The sequence below is a fragment of the Staphylococcus borealis genome (genome assembly GCF_001224225.1).
Lineage (GTDB): Bacteria > Bacillota > Bacilli > Staphylococcales > Staphylococcaceae > Staphylococcus > Staphylococcus borealis.
Genome location: NZ_CUEE01000003.1, coordinates 210934 through 237188 on the forward strand (window position 1 = coordinate 210934; position 26255 = coordinate 237188).

The 26255-nt window shown below is 32.6% G+C and carries 22 protein-coding genes, 1 riboswitch and 1 other annotated feature; all 22 genes read right to left on the bottom strand.

All coding sequences use genetic code 11. From position 1 onward, the window contains the following. Positions 1–5: 5 nt before the first annotated feature. A complete protein-coding gene (gene hemA / locus AK212_RS05375) occupies positions 6–1352 on the bottom strand; it encodes a glutamyl-tRNA reductase (RefSeq protein WP_053029592.1) in 1347 nt (448 codons plus the stop codon). A gap of 170 nt (positions 1353–1522) precedes the next feature. Continuing rightward, on the bottom strand, positions 1523–2110 hold the full coding sequence (yihA, locus tag AK212_RS05380; RefSeq protein WP_053029593.1) for a ribosome biogenesis GTP-binding protein YihA/YsxC: 588 nt from the start codon (positions 2108–2110) through the stop codon (positions 1523–1525). 205 nt (positions 2111–2315) lie between these two features. After that, positions 2316–3578, bottom strand: a complete 1263-nt coding sequence (gene clpX / locus AK212_RS05385; protein ID WP_053029594.1) for an ATP-dependent Clp protease ATP-binding subunit ClpX — start codon at positions 3576–3578, stop codon at positions 2316–2318. Positions 3579–3735: 157 nt separating this feature from the next. Further along, complete coding sequence (gene tig, locus AK212_RS05390) at positions 3736–5040, bottom strand: trigger factor (protein WP_053029595.1); 1305 nt, start codon at positions 5038–5040, stop codon at positions 3736–3738. 159 nt (positions 5041–5199) lie between these two features. Next, positions 5200–6123 (bottom strand): hypothetical protein, encoded by a 924-nt coding sequence (locus AK212_RS05395; protein WP_053029596.1) that lies wholly within the window; start codon positions 6121–6123, stop codon positions 5200–5202. Positions 6124–6135: 12 nt separating this feature from the next. Next, the gene (locus tag AK212_RS05400) at positions 6136–6744 is read right to left on the bottom strand and encodes an NUDIX domain-containing protein (RefSeq protein WP_053029597.1); all 609 of its coding nucleotides are present in this window, start codon (positions 6742–6744) and stop codon (positions 6136–6138) included. 149 nt (positions 6745–6893) lie between these two features. Further along, complete coding sequence (gene rplT / locus AK212_RS05405; protein ID WP_011275545.1) at positions 6894–7250, bottom strand: 50S ribosomal protein L20; 357 nt, start codon at positions 7248–7250, stop codon at positions 6894–6896. A gap of 54 nt (positions 7251–7304) precedes the next feature. After that, positions 7305–7505, bottom strand: a complete 201-nt coding sequence (gene rpmI, locus AK212_RS05410; protein WP_002448990.1) for a 50S ribosomal protein L35 — start codon at positions 7503–7505, stop codon at positions 7305–7307. Between the two features lie 27 nt (positions 7506–7532). Next, positions 7533–8060 carry a translation initiation factor IF-3 gene (infC, locus tag AK212_RS05415; protein WP_053029651.1) on the bottom strand — a complete coding sequence of 176 codons (528 nt, stop codon included), beginning with the start codon at positions 8058–8060 and terminating at the stop codon, positions 7533–7535. 22 nt (positions 8061–8082) lie between these two features. Next, positions 8083–8210: a sequence feature (ribosomal protein L20 leader region), on the bottom strand. Positions 8211–8273: 63 nt separating this feature from the next. Then, positions 8274–9767 carry an amino acid permease gene (locus AK212_RS05420; protein WP_053029598.1) on the bottom strand — a complete coding sequence of 498 codons (1494 nt, stop codon included), beginning with the start codon at positions 9765–9767 and terminating at the stop codon, positions 8274–8276. 161 nt (positions 9768–9928) lie between these two features. Beyond that, positions 9929–10104: riboswitch (Lysine riboswitch) on the bottom strand. A 48-nt stretch (positions 10105–10152) separates the two neighbouring features. After that, positions 10153–12090: a threonine--tRNA ligase gene (thrS, locus tag AK212_RS05425; protein ID WP_053029599.1), complete on the bottom strand. Its 1938-nt coding sequence runs from the start codon at positions 12088–12090 to the stop codon at positions 10153–10155. A 307-nt stretch (positions 12091–12397) separates the two neighbouring features. After that, positions 12398–13318 carry a primosomal protein DnaI gene (gene dnaI / locus AK212_RS05430; protein WP_053029600.1) on the bottom strand — a complete coding sequence of 307 codons (921 nt, stop codon included), beginning with the start codon at positions 13316–13318 and terminating at the stop codon, positions 12398–12400. Continuing rightward, positions 13319–14710, bottom strand: a complete 1392-nt coding sequence (locus tag AK212_RS05435) for a replicative helicase loading/DNA remodeling protein DnaB (RefSeq protein ID WP_053029601.1) — start codon at positions 14708–14710, stop codon at positions 13319–13321. Next, positions 14711–15181 carry a transcriptional regulator NrdR gene (nrdR, locus tag AK212_RS05440; protein ID WP_037551021.1) on the bottom strand — a complete coding sequence of 157 codons (471 nt, stop codon included), beginning with the start codon at positions 15179–15181 and terminating at the stop codon, positions 14711–14713. It lies immediately after the preceding gene. 254 nt (positions 15182–15435) lie between these two features. After that, positions 15436–16461, bottom strand: coding sequence for a type I glyceraldehyde-3-phosphate dehydrogenase (gene gap, locus AK212_RS05445; protein ID WP_053029602.1), 1026 nt, complete (start codon positions 16459–16461; stop codon positions 15436–15438). 222 nt (positions 16462–16683) lie between these two features. Beyond that, complete coding sequence (coaE, locus tag AK212_RS05450; RefSeq protein WP_053029603.1) at positions 16684–17292, bottom strand: dephospho-CoA kinase; 609 nt, start codon at positions 17290–17292, stop codon at positions 16684–16686. A 16-nt stretch (positions 17293–17308) separates the two neighbouring features. After that, a complete protein-coding gene (gene mutM / locus AK212_RS05455) occupies positions 17309–18181 on the bottom strand; it encodes a bifunctional DNA-formamidopyrimidine glycosylase/DNA-(apurinic or apyrimidinic site) lyase (protein WP_053029604.1) in 873 nt (290 codons plus the stop codon). Positions 18182–18196: 15 nt separating this feature from the next. After that, on the bottom strand, positions 18197–20827 hold the full coding sequence (gene polA / locus AK212_RS05460) for a DNA polymerase I (protein WP_053029605.1): 2631 nt from the start codon (positions 20825–20827) through the stop codon (positions 18197–18199). A gap of 181 nt (positions 20828–21008) precedes the next feature. Next, positions 21009–22706: a two-component system histidine kinase PnpS gene (gene pnpS / locus AK212_RS05465; RefSeq protein WP_053029606.1), complete on the bottom strand. Its 1698-nt coding sequence runs from the start codon at positions 22704–22706 to the stop codon at positions 21009–21011. Further along, entirely contained in the window at positions 22706–23416 is a 711-nt protein-coding gene (locus tag AK212_RS05470; protein WP_037536805.1) for a response regulator transcription factor, read from the bottom strand. Before AK212_RS05470 ends, pnpS begins: the two co-directional genes overlap by 1 nt. 365 nt (positions 23417–23781) lie before the next feature. Continuing rightward, positions 23782–25050 carry an NADP-dependent isocitrate dehydrogenase gene (icd, locus tag AK212_RS05475; RefSeq protein WP_053029607.1) on the bottom strand — a complete coding sequence of 423 codons (1269 nt, stop codon included), beginning with the start codon at positions 25048–25050 and terminating at the stop codon, positions 23782–23784. 42 nt (positions 25051–25092) lie between these two features. Further along, complete coding sequence (locus AK212_RS05480) at positions 25093–26211, bottom strand: citrate synthase (RefSeq protein WP_053029608.1); 1119 nt, start codon at positions 26209–26211, stop codon at positions 25093–25095. Positions 26212–26255 lie beyond the last annotated feature (44 nt).

The window sequence follows — 26255 nt, forward strand, 5'->3', positions numbered from 1 at the left end:
TATGCTTATTCAAAACTAAAGATATGACGGATAGACATTTCTTTTTCTTTTTGTACTTTACGCGCTTTAATATGTTCGTAAGGATCTTCAGCATCAATATCAAATATGTTTTGAAATAGCTCTAATTTTTCATTACTTCTCTTATCATTACTCAATTCTTTGGCCTGTTTTATTGGATCTTTCAACATTTGATTGATAATACTTTTAGTGTGTTTCGAAATTATTGTACGTTCTCTATCTGTAAGATTAGGAAGCTTTCTGTCGATACTATCCATCGTTTCTGATTGGATTGTCATTGCTTTTTCACGTAACGCTCTAATAACAGGTACAACACCTAACATATTCACCCAATCGTTATGTGCTTGTACTTCATCAGGAATCTGACTAGCTATAAAATCTGCAGCCATTTGACGTTCTCGTAAGTTTGCATCAACTAAACCTTTAAGGTCATCCACATCATAACTGAATATATTCTCACTAATGTTAACATCTGGTTCAATATCTCTAGGAACTGCAATATCAATTAACAGTAATGATGAAGCTTTTCTTTGAAGATTGACATCTTCTATCATAGATTTTGTAACAATAAAATCTGGTGAACTTGTTGAACTGATAACAATATCCGCATCAGTCAATAGAGTTGGTAATGACTCAAGTGTATTATAATTCACGCCGTGCTTGTTTGCTAATTTATACGCATTAGTTTCAGTTCGATTTACAACAGTAATATCATCAATACCTGAACCTAACAAATTTAAAAGTGATAACTCACTCATTTCCCCTGCACCTATGATGATAGCTTGTTTACCTTTTAGTTTACCAAATACCTTTTTAGCTAATTCAACCGCAGCATATGAAACACTAACAGCATTATCTGCTATATCAGTTTCATTATGCGCTTTTTTAGCAAATGTAATAGCCTGCTTAAATAAATGATTGAACATTGTACCAGTTGTTTGAAGATCTTGAGCTAAAAAGAATGCGTCTCTCATTTGTCCAAGAATTTGTGTTTCACCCAGTACAATAGAATCTAAGCCAGAAGTGACACGCAGTAAATGTTCAACTGCTTCGTCCCCCACTTTAACTTCTGACATGTGTTTTATATCATCTACTTCAAATCCAAATGAACGCGCTAAAAATCTTTGTATATAATAACGACCTGTATGGATTTGATCAACTATGGCATATACTTCAGTACGATTACATGTAGATAGAATAACGTTCTCTAAAATAGATTTAGTTTCGAACAAATCTTCATGGGCTAATCGTAAGGCATCATCTCTAAAAGCGACTTGCTCTCTAAGTGCTACATCGGCAGTGCGATGATTTATACTTAAAGCAATAAAATGCATTTATAACGCCCTCCAAATACTAACAATACTGTTAGTATAACACATAATTTAACGATTTTAAGTTGATTGCTCAAACAAATTAGAAAGATTCTAATTTAAAGTCAAAATTTTGACACTTTAAACATAAAACAATCTAAACAAAAGTTTCAACTTTGTTTAGATTGTAATGATTATAAATAATTAGCAATTAAATCCCATATTTGTTGTTGTTTAGTATTTTGAATTGATGAGTAACTAATGATCGTGTCATCAGGATCTAAATCTAATTTTTCTTTGATATTTTTGATGTGCTTTTGAACTTTGCCTTTAGCAATCTTGTCCTCTTTAGTACAGATGACTAAAGTAGGAATATCAAAATGTTTTAAATAATTATACATTAAAACATCATCTTCCGTAGGATTGTGGCGTAAGTCAACTAATTGAATAACTAACTTTAAACTTTCTCTTTTAGTTAGATACTCTTCTATCATTTTACCAAATTTCTCACGTTGAGATTTACTTACTTTTGCATATCCATATCCAGGTACATCAACAAATATTAATTGATCATCAATATTAAAGAAATTTAATGTTTGTGTTTTCCCTGGTTGTTGTGACGTACGTGCCATATTCTTTCTACCTATCATACTATTTATAAATGAGGATTTACCGACATTTGAACGTCCGCTTAACGCTACTTCAGATAAACCTGAATCTGGATACTGTGCTTCTTGAACTGCACTAATAATTAAATCAATATTATTAGGATTAATATTCATAGATTATCCTCTCTTTTAGAATTAATTTTAACTGTTTCATTATAATATATATTGTGATATTTCTAAACAAACAATTACTCAAAATAAAAAAGAGTGGAACGGAATTCAAATTGAATTCCAGGTCCCACTCCAATTAATAATTGTCTTGAATTTCTTTAACACTGGTAACTGTGAATCATTAAAGCATATTAAGCAATATATTTAATTAAGCAGATGTTTTACTATCATTCAATAAATTGCCTTCAGCGTCATATAGTTCTGGTTCAACTTCATCATTAATTGTTTTATCTGTAATTACGACTTTAGCTACATCTTCTGATGATGGCACATCATACATGATATCAATTAATGCTTCTTCAATAATAGAACGTAAGCCACGTGCACCTGTTTTACGTTCTATTGCTTTTTCACTTACAGCAGCTAATGCTTCTTCTGTAAATTCTAACTCGACATTATCAAGTTCTAACATTTTAGTATATTGTTTTACTAAAGCGTTCTTAGGTTGCGTTAAAATATTTTTAAGCGCCTCTACATCTAATGTTTCCAAGTTAGCAACAATTGGCACACGTCCGATAAACTCAGGAATTAAACCATATGATTGTAAATCTTCTGGTCGAATTTGTTCTAACAATGCTTCTTCATCATATTTATCCGCCTCATTACTTGCAAATCCAATTACTTTTTCACCTAAGCGACGTTTAATAACTTCATCGATACCATCAAACGCACCACCTAAAATGAATAAGATATTCGTTGTATCAATTTGGATTAATTCTTGGTTTGGATGTTTACGTCCGCCCTGTGGTGGCACGCTAGCAGTCGTGCCTTCAAGAATTTTAAGTAAAGCTTGTTGAACACCTTCACCAGATACATCACGTGTAATAGACGTATTTTCAGATTTTCGAGCAATCTTATCAATCTCATCAACATAGATAATACCTTTTTCAGCTTTATCAATATCAAAGTCGGCTGCTTGAATTAATCGTAATAGAATATTCTCTACGTCATCACCAACGTAGCCAGCTTCTGTTAAACTTGTAGCATCTGCAATTGCAAATGGAACGTTTAACGTTTTGGCTAATGTTTGTGCGAGTAAAGTTTTACCGCTACCAGTTGGTCCTATTAACGCAATGTTACTTTTTTGTAACTCGACTTCGTCTTCATTAGGTCCTAATTGTTGAATACGTTTGTAGTGATTGTATACAGCTACTGCTAAAGATTTTTTAGCTTTTTCTTGACCAATAACATACTCATTTAAATGATCCATAATTTCTTTCGGTGTAGGCAGTTCAGTAAATTCTTCAGAAGTCGTTTGAGCCAACTCTTCTTCCACAATTTCTGAACATAATTCGATACACTCATTACAGATATATACGCCACTTCCTGCGACTAATTTCTTAACTTGGTCTTGGTCCTTACCACAGAAAGAACATTTTAAATTTTCTTCATCTTCATTGAATTTAAACATTCATTTACACCTCTATTCTTAAACGACTATACTAGATAGCATTCTACAATGCAAATTCATGGTTAACAACTAAAATGCTTAAAACATAGAGTAGCAGGTTACATATATTGATGCACCTGCTACTTTAAATTTTAATTATTAATTTAACAATGAATTATTATTTGTCTTCTTTTGTAGATTCAACGTATTTAGCATTGTCTCTAAGTAAGTCAATAACTTTTTGAATACGTACATCATTTTTAATGATGTCTGTATTACCTAAAGTGTTTTTAATATCTTCTACAGAGATATTAAATTGTTTACTCATTTTTTCTAATTCTTTATCGATATCTTCATCAGTTGCTTCAATATTTTCTTTATCTGCAATTGCTGAAAGTGTTAAGTTTGTTTTAATGCGTTGTTCAGCATCATCTTTCATTTGTTCTCTTAATTGAGACTCATCTTGACCTGAAATTTGGAAATAAGTTTGTAAGTCTAATCCTTGTTGTTGAATTCTTTGACCAAATTCTTGAACCATACGATCTAATTCAGTGTCAATCATTGCTTGAGGAATATCAATTGTTACATTATCAGTCGCTTTGTTAATTGCTTCTTCTTTTTCTACATTTTTAGCTTCTTCAGCTTTTTGTTCTGATAAACGTTTACGTAAGTTTTCTTTGTATTCATCAACACTATTAGCTTCAGAATCTAATTCATTAGCGATTTCGTCATCTAATTCTGGTACTTCTTTATATTTAATTTCATTTACTTTTGTTTTGAAAGTAGCTTCTTTACCAGCTAATTCTTCAGCATGATATTCTTCAGGGAATGTAACAACTACGTCTTTTTCTTCACCTGTTTTAACGCCTACTAATTGATCTTCAAATCCAGGGATAAATGAACCTGAACCGATTTCAAGATCGTAACCGTCAGCTTGTCCACCTTCAAATTGTTCACCGTCAACATAGCCATCAAAGTCGATATTCACTGTATCACCATTTTCAACAGCGCCATCTTCTTTAACTACCATATCAGCTAAGTGACCTAAGCTGTGGTCAATTGCTTCTTGTAAATCTTCGTCAGTTAATTCTGAATCTTGTTTTTCAATTTCTAAACCTTTGTAATCACCTAATTGAACTTCTGGTTCAACCGTTACAGTAGCTTCAAATTCGAAATCTTTACCTTTTTCAATTTGTGTAACATTAATTTCAGGTTGCGCTACTGGGTTAATACCAGTTTCATCAATCGCTTCACCATAAGCTTCAGGTAATAGAATGTCTACTGCATCTTGATATAATGCTTCTACACCGAAACGTTGTTCAAAGATAGGACGAGGCACTTTACCTTTACGGAAACCAGGCACGTTAATTTGTTTAACTACTTTTTTAAATGCTTGATCTAATGCTTTGTCTACTTTTTCTGCTGGAACTGTAACTTTTAATAATCCTTCGTTACCTTCCTTTTTTTCCCAAGTTGCTGTCATGTATAAATACCTCCATGATTACATTTTTATTTTTTCAACTTCCCTATTATAGCACACGTCCAATACGGACACAAACAGTCTTTTATAGGGCTTTAAAACACTTTTAAATTTCAATAATCTAACTTTAACGAATTCATTTAATATTATAAAATAATTTGCTCAAAGTTGACCATCAAGTTGATGAATAAAACTTAATACGTCTAAATTAGCTTCCTTACTTTTTATACCAATCATTGATTTAAAATAAACATCATATCCCACAATCCAATCTTCATAATCAAATAATTCATATATATTAAGTGGATATAATAATATAGCATGGTTATTCATTGCATGTATGGCTTCATCTATGATGTTTAGTGCGCCATTTTCTAATCGATCAATGACTTTAGGAATGACTTGAGTTTTAAGTTCAGTATGTTCTAGGCCATTAAGTTCAGATGGAATAACTTTAATGGCGTGACCCATCTTATTTATCGAAATCGCTGAATGATATCCAGCAAACCTTAAGAATTCGATCATTAAACTCTTTAAATTATCTGCTTCTACCTCATTGGCTAGCAAAAAGGCAATGGTTTCTTTAAATTCATAATGGCCATTATCAATCAATTTAAGTATTAATTGAATTTGTTCGTTTAGGTTCAAGGTGTTGAATTTAGTCAACATTTGACTAGTTATATGTTTATCTTCATTCAACTGTGATTGCGCATATTCTTTTAGTGGGAATAGCGCCATTCTAGTTTTATGACTTTGAACTTCATCTATGATCTGATTAATAACATTGACGGATTCATAGTACTGTCCAAGACCATTTAACGCTTTGATGTAATATAACATTAACTCATCATATTGTTGAATCCCTCTTTTCAAGAGTACAATAGCCTCTTCTCTTAACTCCAAAAAAGAATTTAAATGATACAGCATATTACATTTAATTAAAGCTAGTGTTTGGTCTAATTCAAATTGTGTCTCATAATTTTCAAATAATTGGTATAGCATTTCATATTGTTGCTTGTTATGTGCTACTTTAATATCTTTATATAGTTTTTGTTGCAATTTCGGAAAAGGGATAATATCAGACATTTCATCTCCCTCCTATAACTCTTTTAAAATCAATGCACTCCATGTTTCAAAATCATCATAATTGTCAATGCTTTCTTTCTCCAACCATTGAATTTTTAATGTATCTGTTTCACGAACTTCAATATCATTTGAGTTAACTTTAATTTTAAAAACTACACCAATATGTACTTTGCCAACATCATTTGTATCATCATTTATAAATCCGATATATTCCATGTTTTGAGAATTGGCTTCAGTTAATCCTACTTCCTCTTCAAGTTCTCTTTGAGCATTTTCTCTTAAAATTTCATTAATCGAACTCGCGCCTATTACATCATTCATGTGTCCACCCACACCAATAGATGATTGACCGTGTAAACGTGATTCTCCACCACCGCTTAACCTTTTATAAATTAGCAATTCATTTTTTTCATTTTCTAGTAAGCAATATGAAATTAATTGTTTATATGAAGGGTCCTCTTCCATATCTCCACGTCGTTTAACTTCATATTTAGAAAAAGTATTAAATATTGCTTTGCCTTGTGGATCATTTTTAGTTAAAAACCCATTAAAGGCATTTGATTCTTCTTCAAAAAGAATATCTCTTGGTACTACTATAATTTGCTCATCATATTTAGACATAGTGTTCTCCTTACAATAATTTCTTAATTAGCATTTTATCAAACTCAATCACCAAAGAACAAATAAAGGTGCATGAACGATTTATAATTTCAATTATTAATTATTTGAAAACAAAAAAGATGACTTTAAAGTCATCTTTAATAAATCAATTATTTTAAAGCTTCTTTAGCTTTAGATACTAATTCAGCGAATGCTTTTTCATCTGAAATAGCTACTTCAGAAAGCATTTTACGGTTAATATTGATGTCTGCTTTTTTCAAGCCGTTCATTAATCTTGAATAGCTCATGTCATGTTGACGTGCAGCTGCATTGATACGTGTAATCCATAATTTACGGAAGTCACGTTTACGTTGACGACGGTCACGGAAAGCGTATTGACCTGATTTCATTACTTGTTGTTTTGCTACTTTATATAATGTGTGTTTAGCACCGAAGTAACCTTTAGCTAATTTAATCGTTTTTTTACGACGTGCTCTTGTTACTGTTCCACCTTTAACTCGTGGCATATTAAATTCCTCCTTAGATATAACAATGATTTATCGTTCGTTTATTAATGACAATTATTTTTTATAAGCTAATAATTGTTTTACGCGTTTCATATCGCTTTTAGAAACTAATTTAGCTTTACGTAATTTACGTTTTTGTTTAGTGTTTTTATTTGCGAATAAGTGAGATGTGAAAGCTCTTGAACGTTTTAATTGACCTGAACCAGTTCTTTTAACACGTTTAGCTGCTCCACGGTGAGTTTTCATTTTTGGCATGATTCATTTCCTCCTAATAATAATGAATTATTTTTCGTTAACAGGCGCTAACATGATAAACATTTGACGCCCTTCCATTTTAGGTTTCTGTTCAACAGTGGCAATATCTTTACATTCGTCAGCGAATTTTTCTAATACGCGTTGACCAATTTCTTTATGCGTAATTGCACGACCTCTAAAACGAATAGAAACTTTACATTTATCGCCTTTAGATAAGAATTTACGACCATTTTTCAACTTAGTTTGGAAATCGTGTTCCTCAATAGTTGGACTTAAGCGTATTTCTTTAACATTGATAACTTTTTGTTTCTTTTTCATTTCTTTTTCTTTTTTCTGTTGTTCGAATTTATATTTACCATAATCCATGATTCTTGCAACAGGTGGTTTAGCATTTGGTGCTACAACTACTAAATCTAATTCAACACGTTCAGCCATTTCTAATGCTTCTCGTTTTGATTTAACACCAATTTGGTCACCATTTTGGCCAATTAAACGTAATTCTTTAGCGCGAATCTTTTCGTTAACTTGCGTTTGATCTTTTGCTATGGTTGACACCTCCCAAAATTTTACGAAATTTTCCAAGCAAAAAGAGCGAACATAGAATGCCCGCTCTTCTCTCATACACATATAATGTGTGACATGATTAACCTGCCAACTGCTTGATGCGTCGCTACAGGTGAGAAACGGGTGTTTCTACTTGGTACGTTTCGTATTCAACGTTATTAATCATATCAGTGTATGTGGTATAAGTCAACAAATATTTTTAATTTAATGATGTTTTACTTCATCCATTGATACATCTTGTCTTAAGTCTACTTTATCCAATGGAATCATCTTAGTTTTATATCTCAATTTATGATAAATAAAGAACACTAAGAATACTGGAATACCCATGTATGTGATAACAAATCGATTTAAATCAAAATGACCTGTTTTAATGAAATCAACATCTTGGCCAATGATAACAATCACACAAAGTATCCCTGCAAAAATTGGACCGAATGGGAACCATTTTGCTTTATATTTTAATTCTCTCTTACTGTGATGTTGTTTTTCAAATGCGCGTCTAAATCTATAATGACTAATCGCAATACCAACCCATGCGATAAAGCCTGTCATACCACTTGCAGCAACAATATATTCATATGCGTCACCACTTAGTTTTTGGACTAAGAAAATAATAACAACTAAAATTGCTGTCGCAAATAATGATAAGTATGGCACACCATATTTATTCGTTTTACCAAATGAATGGAAAGCTAATTTATCTTTACTCATAGAATATAACATTCGTGTTGATGCATACATACCTGAGTTACCTGCAGATAATACAGAAGTTAAAATAACTGCATTCATAAATGATGCTGCAAAGGCTAAACCAGCATTTTTGAATACTAATGTAAAAGGTGACGTAGCAATATTGTCATCGCCACCCATCAAAGCATTGCTATCATAAGGAATTAACATACCAATAACAAATATCGCTAAAATATAGAATAGTAATATTCTCCAAAACACTTGTTTAATGGCTTTTGGTACTGCGCGCTCTGGATTTTCAGATTCTCCAGCAGTTATACCAATTAATTCAGTACCTTGGAATGAGAATCCAGCAACTAAGAATACACCTAGAATTGATAGTAAACTGCCGCCTAGGTTGCCACCTAAAATAGGTCCTTCACCCTTAGTAAATGTATCAAAGCCTACAAATTCGCCACCCATGATACCTAATATCGTTAACAAACCAATGACGATAAAGATGATAACTGTTACAACTTTGATTAATGCGAACCAATATTCACTTTCTCCATAAACTCTCACTGATAAAGAATTCAAAGCGAATATAATGACTAAGAAAATACAACTCCATATCCAAGCTGGAATGCCAGCCATTGGTGTCCAATATTGAATAACTTGAGCAGCAATTGTAACATCCGCTGCAACTGTAATAACCCAGTTAAACCAATAATTCCATCCTAACGCAAATCCTAAAGATGGATCTACGAATCGTGTTGCATAAGTACTGAATGATCCAGAAACCGGTAGATAAGTTGCCATTTCACCAAGAGATGTCATTAGGAAAAACACCATCGCACCTATAATGGCATACGCAATTAAAGCACCTAATGCACCAGCATCATGTATTGCACCACCAGATGTCATGAATAATCCAGTTCCTATACAACCTCCCATAGCGATCATAGAAATATGGCGATCTTTCAATCCTCTTTTGATACCGTCATTTTGACTTTCTACTTTTCTCATAGAAGCTCCCTTTCTTACAGTAGAGGCTAACTAAAATCGTTTTGTTGTGTTATGCGATGATTATGAACGCATTCAATCAATACTTTCAAACCATTTTTCATACTATTTAAAGCACATAAAAATGGTTGCATACCTTAAGATATGCAACCATTTGCTTAATCTATTTCGGTAGCACATCACAAATTGTGACAGTACAGTTTCTGTTCGATAACTGTCCCAACAAATGATCTTTAAGGATATCATTCATTTCGGCATCTTTACCTTTCACACTTTCAACATACGTTCCCTAACAACTTCTGAAGTGTTACTCATTAAAGACGCAACCTCTAACTCTTTTTTATTTAACTATATAGTAATATACATTATGCTGTCTTTTTTATCAAGACTATCTGCGTTTTTTCAAACGAATTTCATCAACTAAATTCCAAATGAATTCATCTTTTTCAACTGTGTCTTGATCTTGAGAACCATACTTACGTACATTAACCTCGTTATTTTCAACTTCTTTATCGCCTACTACAATTTGATAAGGTATTTTTTGCATTTGGGCTTCACGTATTTTGTAACCCATTTTTTCATTACGGTCATCAATTTCTACACGCACACCTTGTGATTTTAATTCATCTTGTAAATTTCTAGCATAATCATAATGTAAGTCTACATTAACTGGGATAATTTCAACTTGTTTTGGTGCTAACCATGTTGGGAAGGCACCTTTTGTTTCCTCAGTTAAGAAGGCTACGAAACGTTCCATAGTTGAAACGACACCACGATGAATAACGACTGGTCGATGATTTTCACCATCACTACCGATGTAAGTTAATTCAAATCTTTCTGGTAATAAGAAATCAATTTGCGCAGTAGATAATGTTTCTTCTTTACCCATAGCAGTTTTAACCTGTACGTCTAGTTTTGGACCGTAGAATGCCGCTTCGCCAATCGCTTCAACGTATGGTAATCCCATCTCATCAACCGCTTCTTTTAGCATAGTTTCAGCTTTATTCCACATTTCATCGTCATCCATATATTTCTCTTTGTCTTCAGGATCTCTGTAACTTAATCTAAATGTATAATCTTCAAAGCCAAAGTCTCTATATACTTCTTGAATCATATTTACAACACGTTTAAACTCATCTTTGATTTGATCAGGTCTTACAAAAATGTGAGAGTCATTTAAAGTCATTCCACGTACACGTTGTAATCCTGATACAGCACCACTCGCTTCATATCTATGCATAGTACCTAACTCAGCAATACGAATAGGTAATTCACGATAAGAATGTGGACGATTGTTATAAACCATCATATGATGCGGACAGTTCATAGGTCGTAATACCATCTCTTCTGTTTCATCTAATTTCATTGGTGGGAACATATCATCTCTATAATGGTCCCAGTGTCCAGACGTTTTATATAACTCCACATTTGCTAATACAGGTGTATAAACATGGTCATATCCCATACTTACCTCTTTATCAACAATGTAGCGTTCAATTTCACGACGGATTGTAGCACCGTTTGGTAACCATAATGGTAATCCAGCCCCTACTAATTGGTTATTAGTGAATAGTTCTAAATCTTTACCAATTCGGCGATGATCTCGTTCACGACGTTCTTCAAGCATTTCTAAATGTGCTTTTAAATCTTTTTTATCGAAAAAGGCTGTACCATAAATACGTTGTAACATTTTATTATTACTGTCTCCACGCCAATAGGCACCAGCAGTTGAAAGTAACTTGAATTCTTTGATTTTAGAAGTTGAAGGAACGTGCACACCGCGACATAAATCCGTAAATTCACCTTGAGAATATAACGTTACACTCTCATCTTCGGGAATAGCATCGATTAATTCTAATTTATATGGATCATCTTTGAAGAAAGCTTTGGCTTCATCTCTAGATACAACTTTGCGTTCAATTTTATGATTTTCATTAACAATTTGTTTCATTGTTTTTTCAATTTTTTCAAAGTCATCTGATGAAACTTTTTCGTCCATATCAAAATCATAATAAAAACCGCCATCTATAACCGGTCCAACACCAAATTTCACATCACCGTATAAACGTTTTAAAGCTTGAGCCATTAAATGTGCAGTAGAATGGCGTAAAACTTCAAGTGCTTCATCACTACCAGGTGTTACAATTTCAATACTTCCATCTTCTTCTAATGGTCTTGTTAAATCCACCATTTGATTATTAAATTTACCAGCCACAGCTTTTTTTCTTAATCCTGGGCTAATTGATTGCGCTATATCTTCAGTTGTTGTTCCTTTATCAAACGCTTTCGAATTACCATCTGGAAATTGAACATTGATTTGATCCATTTATAAAACCTCCGTAATTAAATTCTATTTTCGTTGAAATAAAAAAACTCGCCCCCTAAAAAAGGGACGAGTTTATCGTGGTACCACCCTAGTTATTTAGCAATTGCTAAACATCTCTGCTTAAGATAACGGTCTTGAGCCGGGCATTGATTACCAATACCTAATAATGAAGGAGTAATAACTTAATATGTTAGCTAAATTCTCATCCTAAATATTAGCTCGCTGTATAACATGGATTAAATTATCATATCTTCAACTATTTCAACGATTAAGATTTATCTTAATTATACAATAGTTATTTTAAATTTCAATTATTTCTTAAATTTTTACCATCTAAATAATATGGTGTTGACAATGTTTTAATTCTTTCTATAATTCTAGCCGCTTTCGTTTCTTCTGCTCCTTCACGCGTAATCGATAAATGATGCTCTAACTCGTCAAAATTTAAATTTGATGAGAAAAATGTCGGAAGTTCTTGGACCATTCGATAGTGTAACAGTGGACCAATCACTTCATCTCTCACCCATGGTGTCACTTCTTCTGCGCCAATATCATCTATCATTAATATATTTGCTTCTCTTATGCGTTGTAACTTAGTTTCGTAACTACCATCTTTGAAACCACTTTTAAGCGTACGAATATATTCAGGTAAATAAACAATCGTAGAGGCAATACTTTTAGCTTTAAGTTGGTTTGCAATTGCACCTAAGATAAAAGACTTACCTGTTCCAAATGGACCATGAATATACATACCTTTTACCTTCTCGCCATTAACTAATTGCTTGCACATATCATTCGCATGTTTAGCGATAGCTAGTCGATGTATATCTGAATCGTAGATATCTTTCATCTTAGCGTTTAATGTATCGCGTTGCATATGGTGTGAAGTTATTAAATGCGCATTGAATTTTTCTTCATCATGTTTAATTTTACATGGACACATATTATAACGAATTTTTATTCTATGATTCTCCACATATAATTCAGGAACATGTCCTTTTACAAAATTCGGACAGTGTTCGTAATCATGACCATCATAAATCTTTTGTTGATCTTTATACTCTTGTAATACATTCAGATCATTATCAATGATGTCGTTCGTCAATTCAGATTGATGCTGATTTAAGAATGCTTTTACAGCAGGGTCATTTATGACTTGCTGCTTGATCTTAGCAATTCGTTTCTCTAAATCTCCATTTGCCTTGATAATACTATTAAATGACTTCATTTAATCCTCCTCCCAATCACGTATGAGTTGTTCACGGAATGCAGCGCGTTCTTTTTCAAAACGTTCCTGTTCTTCTTTGGTTAGTGCTTTTTCCTGTTTTTCCTGTCCTCTATTTTTCAACCATTTTGGCGTTTTCTCTCTAGATACGATTTCTCGAGATTTAGCATATCGTTTTCTTGATTGAGATTTATCGTTGCCTTTGTAATCGGCTTTTTGCTCACTAGCTTTTAATGCGTAGTCATATGCCTCTTTTGCAGACTTAATGCCCAATTTCTTCCAGTTTGATGCAATTTCTAAAATGTATGTCTTTGGTAATTTCATATCATTTTTTAACATGACAAATTGAAGCAAAATATTTATAACACCATAGTTTAACTTTTCTCTTTCAATTAATTCTTCAACCATTTTCTTTTGTTGGAATGTTGGCTCTGACCCAGACCAAGATGTCAACATATCAATCGGGCTCGTTTCTTCTAACAATTGCAACCAATTATTATCTGTAGTGACTTGTTCTGACGATGTAGCTTGACGAATATGAGTAGCTTCACTTTCGCTTTCACTGCTACCTTTTGGTTCCAACTTAGGTAATTGTTGATTATGTTCAATCAAATAGTACGAACGGGCATGTTTTCTAATTTCTTCATGCGATAACTGTTGATTACTTGTAATTGAATTTAAAATAATACGCTTCATAGCATCTTCTGTTAAACCATATAATGTCGCTAATTGAACTATTAAATCTTTGGTTTCTTTAGTAATAATTTCATCGCTAATAAAATGGTTACGTAGCATCTCTTTTAAAATTTCAAAATCAAATGACACATTAGATAAATCAATACCATTGTACGACTTTTCTTTTTTTATTGATGATGCATCTACAGGAACATTAGCATGAGGTACTTTAAATACATCAGTGAATTTGCGCGTAACTTGTTGAAAGCCATTTAAATCAGGTTCTTGCTTTTTAAAATAATTTTTTAGGCTTTTATAACGTTGTTTATCAACTTGATTATATAAGTAAACAGATAACATAGGATCATTAAAAAATTGATATGCCGTAGGTGGCTGTACTAATTCATAAATGAAAAATGATTGTTGTTCATCGTGATTTACATATGTTTTAATCAAACCAATTGCTTCTAATAAATCCATATATTGACGAAATTCTGCCAAATTCAATTTTAATTCATTCATGATTGTATAATGCGTTAATGTTTCATCACTGTTCACAAATTGGTTCATAAAGTGATATGTACCTATAGCTTGTGCGCCTATTAAGGGCATGTACAATCGATTAAGTATCTCCAAATGATTATGATTAAATTGGAATTGACGATACACTTTATAACCGTCATGCGGGCTTAAACCATATTCATATGAGTGCAAACTCATTTATATATCACTCCGTTTATTATCATTCAAGATGCCTTGCATTGATGCTAATAATTGATCAACATCTTTAAATTCTTTATATACTGAAGCAAATCTTACATAAGATACTTGATCAACATGCATTAATAAATTCATTACATGTTCTCCGATATCTCTAGAAGAAATTTCTGTTTGGCCGCTATCACGTAATTGCCATTCAACCTTATTCGTAATATCCTCTAATTGCTGATAACGTACAGGTCGCTTCTCACATGATCTAACAAGTCCATTCAATATTTTCTCTCTTAAAAATTGTTCTCGCGTCCCATCCTTCTTAACCACAATTAATGGACTTACTTCTATATGTTCAAATGTCGTAAATCGAGTGCCACAATTTTCACATTCTCTTCTACGTCTAATTGCATTAGCATCATCTGCATGTCTTGAATCAACAACACGCGAATGCGTTGAACTACATTTTGGGCATTTCATTTCTTTCACCCTCTTGAATAGATTATGATTCATTATACTATAAAAGCATTCTAGACAAAAGAAGTCCAATGCGCATTAAAAAAACACTAAAATTAAAAAAAATTAATAAAAATTCTAATTCACGTATAACCTATACCTTAATTTCTAATACTATGTAAAAGGTTTGTAACTAAATGATATAAAACAAAAAGCGAGACTATTTAATCTTAGTTAAAAGATTTAATAGTCTCGCGATATTCGACTGTTAAAATTTATTATTTCGCAGTCGCAACATTTTCAGAACCAATTAATTTGGCAATTTGTTGAGCAACTTCAACTACTCTATTTGAATAACCCCACTCGTTATCATACCATGCAATCACTTTTACTTTATTATCACCCATTACAATTGTGTTTTGAGCATCGATGACTGCTGAATTAGGGTTAGTATTAAAGTCCATTGAAACTAAAGGTGCATCTTCCACATCAAGAATACCATCTAAACCTGCATTACGGAATGCATCATTAACTTGTTCTGCTGTTACGTTTTCTTTTAAATCAACCACTAAATCAACAAGTGAAACGTTTTTAGTTGGTACACGTAAAGCTAAACCATGAAGTTTACCTTCTAATTCTGGTAGTACTTCTTTTAAAGCTTTAGCAGCACCAGTTGACGTTGGTATAATACTTTCGTTACAAGAACGTGCGCGACGTAAGTCTTTATGTGGATTATCTATATTATTTTGATCATTTGTAATTGCATGAACTGTTGTCATAAGTCCATTAACAATACCAAATTGATTATTTAAAACTTTAGCTACCGGTCCAATACAGTTTGTTGTACATGACGCATTACTAAAAATGTCATACGCTTCAACATCTAATTGATTATCATTTACCCCTTTAACAACCATTTGTACATGTCCACCTTTAGATGGTCCAGTTAATAATACTTTTTTGGCCCCAGCTTTGATATGTCCAATCGCTTTGTCACCATGATTAAATTTACCCGTAGCTTCAATAACGATATCAATATCTAACGCTTCCCAAGGTAAATTTTCAGGGTTACGGTCAGACACAAGTTTAATATCATGTCCATCGACACGGATACCATTCTCAATAGGTTCAACCTTCTTATCGAATCTACCATGAGTAGTATCATAATTAATTAGATGCGCAATTGTTTCAGGTGGATAGCTTGCGTTAATCGCTACAATATTTAAGTCTTCTTTATGTAAAGCGATTCTTAACACCATTCTACCAATTCTACCCATACCATTAATTGCTATATTTGTTGACATTTAAAGCACCCCTTGATTGTTTGTTTATATGTTATACTTTATAAAATTAGTGTAACATAATAACGGAAATTTGAAAGCGTTTTCTGATGATTTTAAAAAATTTTTTTAAGCTGATTATTTTAAATTAGCAAAAAGCTCTAATAAACGTAATAATGCAAAAATTAAAGTTTAAGCACGTTTCGCCTACTAGAGCTATAATTTATAAATTGAGTCACATAGAATTTATATTTCTCTATTGATAAACCCTTTTTCAGTTAATAGTTGTTCTAAATTTTGTTTAAGTTCTAACTTATCTCCTAGGTTATCTATAACATGATCTGCCATTCTGCTTTTTTTATCAATTGAAATTTGGCTATATACACGCGCTTTAGCATCTTCAAGTGACAATTGATTACGTTCCATCAATCTCTCTATTTGAATGCTTTCAGATGTATAAACTAACCATACTTCATCCACTGTATCCTGTAATTCATTTTCAAAAAGGAGTGGAATATCCATAATGACATCATAACCTTGATTAAGATAGTTTTGTTTCTCTTTTTCCATTATTTCTCTAACTATTGGATGCACGATATCATTTAACTCGATGCGCTTTTCTGGATGATTAAACACAATTTCTCCTACGTATTGACGATCCATTTCACCTTCATCTGTGATAGCACGTTCACCAAAAGCAGTACGCACTTGTTCTAAACCTTTCGTTCCTTTTGCAACAGCTTGCCTTGAAGCAATGTCAGCATCTACAACCTTAAAACCATATGCTGTCAATAATTCAGAAACTGTTGATTTACCTGTGGCAATACCACCTGTTAATCCTATTACTTTTGGCATAAATATTCACTCACCTTTATTTCTGACAATGTGGGCAGAAATGACTATTACGTGTAGCCACTACCTTTTGCTCAATATCATGCCCACAAACGTTACATGTCTTTTGTTTATATACATTTAAATGTAATTGCATTTCTCCTGTTTTACCATCTGCATGACGATAATCTGAAATGCTAGTACCACCGTTGTTTATACCCTCTTTTAACACTTCTTGAACATAGTAAAACAACATTTGACGTTCTTGGTCTGAAGTTTGTTTAACTTTCCGATCTGGTAATACACCTGCTCTAAACAAAGCTTCACACGCATAAATATTGCCACATCCTGCTACCATCTTATGATCAAGTAGCATTTGTTTAATGGGTTTATTTTGATATTTTTTAAGTTTAATACGATTTAAAAAGTGATTTAATGCATCATCATTAAATGGTTCAGGTGCAATATCAAGAAAAGCAGGGTAATCTTGGAAAGACGCCAAATTTCTTAACTCACCAAATCGTCTGATATCCGAATATACTAGTTGTTTACCATTATCTAAGTGAAATACAACATGCCAATGTTTTCGATAATTTGGTGTACTAATATCTGATAATTTATCAACGATAAAAAAGCCTCCCGCCATACCTAAATGACTTAATATAATACGTTGCGTTTGGTTTTTTTGAATTGTGAAAACAATATATTTACTTCTACGTTCAACAGATTGTATAGCATACCCTTCGCTATTCAATCGGAACCCATCCAAGTTGATACCTTTAATGATGGTCTCTTTTCCTTGTTGTTTTCCTTCTATCACTTTACTCGAAAATGTCACACTTTTAATTGTCGTATTTAAGATATAAGGTTCAATCCCTCTCTTTACATGTTCAACCTCTGGTAATTCTGGCATTTCTAATTCCTCTTTCTATTTTGCATCATACCATGTAGCTCCGTAATTAGAGTCTACTTTTAGCGGTACGTCTAATTGTAGTGCGTGTTCCATAATTTCTTCAACAAACAAACTGAAATCCTCTACTTCATTTGCTGGCACCTCGAAAATCAACTCATCGTGTACTTGTAATAACAATTGCGCATGGTATGACGTTTGTTTTATTTGTTTATCAAATTCAACCATTGCTAACTTAATAATATCTGCTGCGCTACCTTGTATTGGCGTATTCATAGCTGTACGTTCAGCAAATCCTCTTAAATTAAAGTTTCGACTATTAATATCAGGAATATATCTACGACGATGCAATAATGTTTCCACAAATCCATCGGCTTTAGCATCTTTAACGATGTCAGACATATATTGTTTTACACCTGGAAAACTAGCTAAATAATCATCGATAAATGCTTTCGCTTTTTTTCGCGTAATATTCAAGCTTTGACTTAAACCATAATCACTAATACCGTAAACGATGCCAAAGTTAACAGCTTTGGCTTGTCTACGCATTAGCGCATCAACCTCTTCCGCTTCTACTCCAAATACTTTCATTGCAGTTGCAGTATGGACATCTCTTTCGTGAATAAATGCCTCCTTCATACTTTCATCCTGAGTGATATGCGCAAGCACACGTAATTCAATTTGAGAATAGTCTGCTGATAAAATCACACTGTCATTAGAAGTGGGTTTGAAGGCTCTTCTAATTTTACGTCCTTCTTCAAGACGAACAGGTATATTTTGTAAGTTTGGATCTACACTTGATAAACGTCCCGTTTGTGCTAACGTTTGGTTGAAGCGGGTATGAATGCGATTATCATCACTAATCACTTTTTGTAATCCTTCAACATAGGTAGATTGTAATTTAGATAATTGACGATATTCTAAAATGTAATCAATGATAGGATGTTGACCTTGTAGTTGTTCTAACACATCAACCGCAGTAGAATAACCTGTTTTAGTTTTCTTAATGACTGGTAATTCCAATGTTTCAAATAGGACTACACCTAGTTGTTTAGGAGAATTAATATTAAATTCTTCTCCAGCTGCCTCATGTATATTACTGATTAATAAATCTAATTTCCCTTGTATTTCAGACTGCATTTCTTTCAAATCATTTACATCAGTGTAAATGCCAGTTTCTTCCATTTCACTCAAGATGCGCGCTAATGGAAGTTCTAAGTTTAACAATAACTCTATTTGTTGATGAAATTTTAGTTCATCAACCATTTCAGGTTTACAAGCATAAATTGCCTCAGTAATGGATGCAATATGCTTATCTAAAACCGAATCTTCTGGAATGTGTCGTTTTTTTCCTTTTCCATAGATTGACACATCATCTTGAACATAGTTTTGTTTATAGTTACTTACAACCGAATTAACATCTTCAATTGTTCTTGATGGATCGATAATATAACTAGCTAACATAACATCAAACACAATATTTTTAATATCAATGTCTAATCTATGCGCAACAACGTATGTCTTTTTAGCATCATAAACTACCTTTTCTGTAGTTTCATTTTCTAGCCAATCAATCAGTTCTGGATAATCTTTAAGTTGATCAGCAGGAATAACAATGTGATCCACGCCATTGTAGAAGCCAAATTTGAGAATAGCATCTTGTAAGTAATTGGTACCATCCACTTCAATATGGATGACCGCTTCTTTTAAATCATTAAAATTAATCTTGTTGAAATCATGGTGTACTTCAAATACTTTGTCTTCTTGAGATTCTTCTGATGGATTACTATCGATATCAGCTAATAATTGTTTGAATTCTAACTTTTTAAATAGTTCAATTTTATCTTGATTATCATCTTGATTATCTAATTTAGTATCTTTAAGTGCTACTTCAATTGGACTATCTTTATTTATTGTTGCTAAATCTTTACTCATGAATGCATCATCACGACTATTCTCAAGTTTTTCTTTTAATTTTTTTCCTGAAACTGCATCTAAATTTTCATAGACACCTTCAACCGTATTAAATTGTTTCAATAACTTGATAGCTGTCTTCTCACCCACACCAGCAACACCTGGGATGTTATCAGATGTATCACCCATGAGTCCCTTCATATCAATAATTTGACTAGGCACAAGCCCATCATATTTTTCATTAATAAATTCTGGAGTATAATGATCGACATCTGTAACACCTTTTTTAGTGTAATAGATGGTTACATGATCAGTAGCGAGTTGAGTTAAGTCTCTATCACCTGTAACAATGATTGTTTCAAATCCTTGCTCATTTGCTTCTTTGCTTAATGTACCAATGATATCATCAGCTTCGTAGTTTTCTAACTCATAATGTTTGATATGATACGTATCCAATAGTTGTCGAATATACGGGAATTGTTCACTTAATTCCGGTGGCGTGCTTTGTCTACCGCCTTTATATTCACTATATTTTGAATGTCTAAATGTAGTTTTGCCTGCATCAAACGCAACTAAAAAATGACTTGGTTGTTCTTCTCTTAAAATCTTTTCAAGTAACATCGCAAAACCATATATAGCATTCGTATGTATTCCTGCTTTGTTAGAAAGAAGTGGTAATGCATAAAATGCTCGAAAACTTAAACTATTACCATCAATTAAAACTAGTTTATTCAATGCGTATACCTCCAGAGTGATTTTATTATATTTTAGCATATTCAGAGTTCGTTAACGAATGTATGGTTTCTTCAAAAGTCTTTGTTTGGTTAAAAATTTCTGTCAAATAAAAAAAGGCACTCTCGTTTCATTAATCAATTGAATCATTGAATATGAACGAAAGGCCTTAATGGATGAAATATTATTTTTGTTCATCTATGAATGAAACTCTAAATAACGAACCTTCACCAATATTGCTTTCAACATTTATTGTACCATGATGTGCTTCGACAATATGTTTCGTTATAGACAACCCTAATCCTGTGCCACCTGAATCTCTACTTCTCGCTTTATCTACACGATAAAATCTTTCGAAAATATGGTTTTGGTCACTCTTCTCAATTCCTATGCCAAAATCTTGAATTTCTAAGTTAACTTCAAGTCCTTTTCTATAAACTCTTACAATAACGTCACTATTTTCAAGTGAATAATTAATCGCATTTGAAAGTAAATTAGTAATGACTTGTGCCATTTTATTTTCATGTGCTTCTATGATGATATCTTTTTCAATTTCAGGCAAAATGCTAATATTTTTATATCTTGCTTGGTTTTGTAGATTATCAATTGTAGTATAAGCAAGTTCTGAGAGATTCACAAACGATGTTTCTATCTCAGTTTGTTGTTCGATATGAGATAAATCTAATAGGTCCGCAACAAGAGACTCAATACGATTAGATTCTTTTAAAATGATGTTTAAAAACATATCAAGCGACTGTTCATCGTTTTTTGCACCTTCAATTAATGTTTCAGCAAAACCTTTAATAGATGTAATAGGCGTTTTAAGTTCATGAGAAACGTTTGCCACAAATTCACGTCGTAAGTTTTCTAATTTTTTAAGATTTGTGATGTCATGCATAACAACAACCATACCTTGTAATTTCTTTTTAGATTTACTAAGTATCGGAACACAAGATAAATCAAAATATTTATGATGAACGTTATTTAATACAATTTCAATTTGATCATAGAGTGGCTTTTCAGTTTTAAAACTTTCTAAAATCAATTGTTGAATTTTAGTATCTAAATATGAGGTATACTTTTTATTTTCAACCTTACCATTTGGTCTAAACAAATCATAATAGGCGTGGTTTGCAACTACAATTTCGCCATGTTTATCAATCATTAAAACGGAACTCGGAATATTTTCTAATGTAGTTTTTAAACGATTGGATTGCATTTTTTGCTTATTGTTAAGCTTTTGTAAGCGTCTAGCCAAATCATTAGTTGTAACAAACAGTGCTTTGGTCTCCTTGACATTACTTTCAGGCACGCGAACATGATAATAGCCATCAGCGATTAATGAAGTCGCATATGTAACCTCATTAATCGGTCTAATATATGTACGATGAATGCTTCTAACTGCCAAATATATTGCTAAAAGAACAATAATTCCAATTAAAGATAAATACTTCCACATACTCTTCTGTAATTCAAGAATTTCAGTATTCATCCCACTTATGTATACCGTTTTATCATTAATAACCGTTTTGAATGTATATCTAACCTGTCCATTTTCTCGATTATAAATAATATTAGACGGATTAGCTTCATTATCAATGTTATCATTAAATTTATGTTGATTCCCTGATTGATAAATGACTTCTCCGTTTTTAGTAATCTTAACGATTAGATTTTGATTAGCCGAAATGTTCTTTATTTCCTTATTGTCATTTTGTTTGTTTAATTTGAGGAAATTTTCGGAAACATGTTTGAGCTCTGTGACTTGCGCTGTTGATAATATTTGATAAATTGTATGATGAATAATGATACCTAAACCAATAAAACTGATAATGGTAATTGTACTTAATAATAATAATAACCGATGATGAAATTTGAGCATTAAGCCTTAGGTCTTTCTAATTTATAACCAAGTCCACGAACAGTTTTGATTAATTTAGGTTGTTTTGGATTCTCTTCGAGCTTATCGCGTAAATGGCTAATGTGAACGTCAACAATTCGAGAATCGCCTGCGAATTCATAATTCCAAACTGAATTTAACATATGTTCACGGGTAATTACTCGCCCTTGTCTCTCTATGAGATATAATAGTAATTCAAACTCTTTAGGCGTAAGTTCTAATAACTCATCATCTTTATAAACTTCAAAGAACTCAGGTCTGATTCGAATGTTCTCAATTAATATATCCTCATCATCAACATCTTCTTTTTCAATTTCACTAGCAAATTTAGATCTTCTCAAGATAGCCTTCACTCTTGCAACTACTTCTCTCGGTGAAAAAGGTTTTGTCATATAGTCATCTGCACCTAATTCTAATCCTAATACACGATCAAACTCATCATCTTTTGCAGTTAGCATTAAAATAGGAACTAAATTTTTATCAGAACGTATTGTTTTACATACTTCAATACCATCTTTTTTAGGTAACATTACATCCAAAACGACAAGTTCTGGTTGAATTTCGTTTACCTTTTCCAAAGCTTCTTCACCATCGTATGCTACTTCAACGATGTAACCAGCCGTTTCAAGATTATATTTTAATAAAGTTACAATTGATTGCTCATCGTCAACCACTAATACTTTTTGTGACATAATGTGCCTCCCTGAATAAATATAACATTTCAATTTCATTATAACGGAAGTTAAAACAAAAATAACATACAACATATTAAATTTACATAATCTTAACAATCAAATTATCTTTTTCTAATTATTGAGTATTTGTATTACTATTATTTAAATATTGTTAAGAAAATATAAAATTATTCAACTAATTTTTAATAAAAAAGGAATGGAACTGGATTTATTTAAATACCAAGTTCCACTCCTTTGAGTGATAGCAACTTCGAGAAAGGGTTTAAATAAAGCCTCACTCAAATGTATCGCTAACTATCTATTTATCATGATTTAACTAAGATTATTTTGTATAAACAACTAAGCCTTGTTCACTGATTGACTTATTTTAAGTTTTTAATTAATTCATCAGCGAAATCTGAAGTAGATACTTCAGTAGCGCCATCCATTAAGCGTGCAAAATCATAAGTTACAACTTTAGATGCGATTGTCGCTTCAATTGCATCAGTAATCTTATCAGCAGCTTCTTGCCAGCCTAAATGTTCTAACATTAACACTGAACTTAACAATTCAGAAGATGGGTTAACTTTATTTAAACCAGCATATTTAGGTGCTGTACCATGGGTTGCTTCAAAAATAGCGTGACCAGATTCATAGTTAATGTTGGCACCAGGTGCAATACCAATACCACCTACTTGAGCGGCTAAAGCATCTGAAATATAGTCACCGTTAAGATTCATTGTAGCAACAACATCATGTTCGGCTGGACGAGTTAAAATTTGTTGTAAGAAAATGTCAGCAATTGAATCTTTAATAATGATTTTTCCATCTTGTTCTGCTTTTTCTTGCGCTTGATTAGCTGCATCTTTACCATCTTGTTCAACTATTTCGTCATATTGTTGCCATGTAAATACTTTATCAGCAAATTCATTATGTGCTACATCATAGCCCCATTGTTTGAATGCACCTTCAGTAAATTTCATGATATTACCTTTATGAACAAGCGTTACCGTTTTACGGTCATTATCGATTGCATATTGGATTGCTGCTCTAACTAATCGCTCAGTACCTTCTTTAGAAACTGGTTTGACACCAATACCTGAAGTTTCTGGGAATCGAATATTCGTAGCACCCATTTCATTTTGTAGGAAATCAATTATTTTTTTAACTTCATCAGTACCTTCTTTAAATTCAATACCAGCATAAATATCTTCAGTATTTTCACGGAAGATTACCATATCTACATCTTGTGGACGTTTAACAGGTGAAGGTACACCTTTGAACCAGCGTACTGGACGTAAGCACGTAAATAAGTCTAACTCTTGACGTAAAGCTACATTTAATGAACGAATACCACCACCGATTGGCGTAGTTAATGGTCCTTTAATCGCAATTAAATATTCTTTTATTGTATCTAATGTTTCTTGAGGTAACCATTCACCAGTTTCGTCATAAGCTTTTTGACCAGCTAGAACTTCTTTCCATTCAATACGTTTCTCACCGTTATAAGCTTTTTCAACAGCTGCATCGATAACACGGCTTGCTGCTTTCCAAATATCTGGTCCAATACCATCACCAATTATAAAAGGAATAATTGGTTCATTAGGGACGTTTAATCCATCATTTAATCTTGTAATTTTTTCAGCTGACATAATTTTACCTCCAAATATTGTGAATCTATTTGACTTTATTATTTATCTTTCTTCAATTGGTATATACTTACGATCTGTTTCACCGATGTAATTTGCTCTTGGACGCATAATTCTATTGTCACGATATTGTTCAAGAATATGTGCAGTCCAACCTGATGTACGACTTACTGCGAATATAGGCGTAAATAAATCATGTGGGATATCCATACTATGATATACCGTAGCACTGAAGAAATCGACATTAGGAATAAGGCCTTTTTCTTCTTTCATACGTTTTTCAATAGCAATTGAAATATCATATAATTCGCTTCTACCCGTTTCAGAAGTAATTTTACGGCTCATCTCACGTAAATATTTGGCTCTAGGATCTCCGTCTTTATAAACTCTGTGACCGAATCCCATAATTTTTTCTTTGTTTTTGAATTTTTCATCTAAGTAAGCATCCACTTCATCTACTGATTTAACATCAGAAAGCATGCTCATAACTTGTTCATTCGCACCACCATGTAATGGTCCTTTTAATGAACCTACTGCAGCTGCAATGCCTGAATACATATCAGATAAAGAAGAAACGGCACAACGAGCTGTAAATGCAGAAGCATTAAGTTCATGGTCTGCGTGCAATACTAAAGCTTTATTAAATGCTTCAACTTCAGTATCTGTAGGTAATTCCCCTCTTAACATATATAAGAAGTTCGCTGCATACCCTAAATCAGGATTTGGTTTAACAGGTTCTTTTCCTTCACGAACACGCGCAAATGCTGTAACTAAAGAAGCAATTTTAGCTTGAATACGAATGGCTCTTTCTTTTCTATTTTCTTCTGTTTCATTTTCAGCATCAGGATCAAAGTGTGCAATATATGATACAGATGTACGTAATGCCGTCATAGGATGCACATTATCCGTCGCATATTCTTCAAAATGTTTATAAACTCTCGGATTTAAAGTCATATAATGATTTAATTTTTCTCTCAATGCATCTAATTCATCTTGTGTTGGTAGTCTATAGTTCCATAATAAGAACACGACTTCTTCAAATAATGCATTTTCTGCTAAATCATCAATATCATATCCCGCATATGTTAATTGACTATCAATAATTGAACTGATTTTTGTTTCAGCTGCAATTACCCCTTCTAAACCTTTTTGTAATTCTGCCATAAGTAATTCCCCTTTTCTTATACATAATGTAATGGCTTTCAAGT